The organism is Cupriavidus sp. 01L46, from assembly GCF_056399905.1.
In genome coordinates this window covers 1-723 of sequence record NZ_JBFTSF010000672.1, presented here as the reverse complement: position 1 = coordinate 723, position 723 = coordinate 1, and the positions used below count along the sequence as shown (strand labels likewise).

General features: G+C 66.3%; 1 protein-coding gene. It reads right to left on the bottom strand.

Features of this window, described 5'->3' with window-relative positions; genetic code table 11:
• Nucleotides 1-59: 59 nt before the first annotated feature.
• Nucleotides 60-723, bottom strand: a 664-nt coding sequence (locus AC1DS3_RS39245) for a Bug family tripartite tricarboxylate transporter substrate binding protein (RefSeq protein WP_477129446.1), incomplete at its 5' end; no start/stop codon positions are given.

The following is a 723-nucleotide window of genomic DNA, read 5'->3' as shown; positions in this document are numbered from 1 at the left end:
GTTCCCCTCTCCCGCACGGCGGGAGAGGGGAGCAAACCGTGGCAACGCCGGACGCGCCATTAATTCGCCGTCGCCCCTGACTTCCTCACCAGCTCGGCCCAGCGCGGGATTTCCTTGCCCATGAACGCCGCGAGTTCGGCGGGGCTGCTGCCCACCACTTCCATGCCCAGTTGCTGCGTCATCCGCTGCTGCACGGCGGGTTGCTTCAGCGCGCGCACCACTTCGGCGTTCAGCCGCTGCACTACCTCCTTCGGCGTGCCGTGCGGCGCGTATAGGGCCTGCCACGACACCATCTCGAAGCCCGGCACGCCGGCCTCGGCAATGGTCGGCACGTTGGGCGCCAGCGCGGAGCGCTTGGGCGAGGTCACGGCCAGCGCGCGCAGCTTGCCAGCCTTGATCATGGCGTCGCCCGCGGTCAGCTGGTCGAACAGAAAAGGAACGAGGCCGGCGGCCACGTCCTGGATTGCCTGCGGGCTGCCCTTGTAGGGCACGTGGGTCATCGGCACCTTGATCATGTCGGCGAACAGCTCACCTGCCAGATGCGTCGACGTGCCCGCGCCCGACGACGCGAAGCTCAGGCCCGGATGGCTCTTCGCATAGGCGATCAGCTCCTTCACGTTGTAGATCGGCAGCTTGGCGTCGACCATCAGCACATTGGGCACGTAGGCGATCAGGCAGACCGGCTCGAAATCCTTGACCGGGTCGTATGAGAGATTCTTGTAC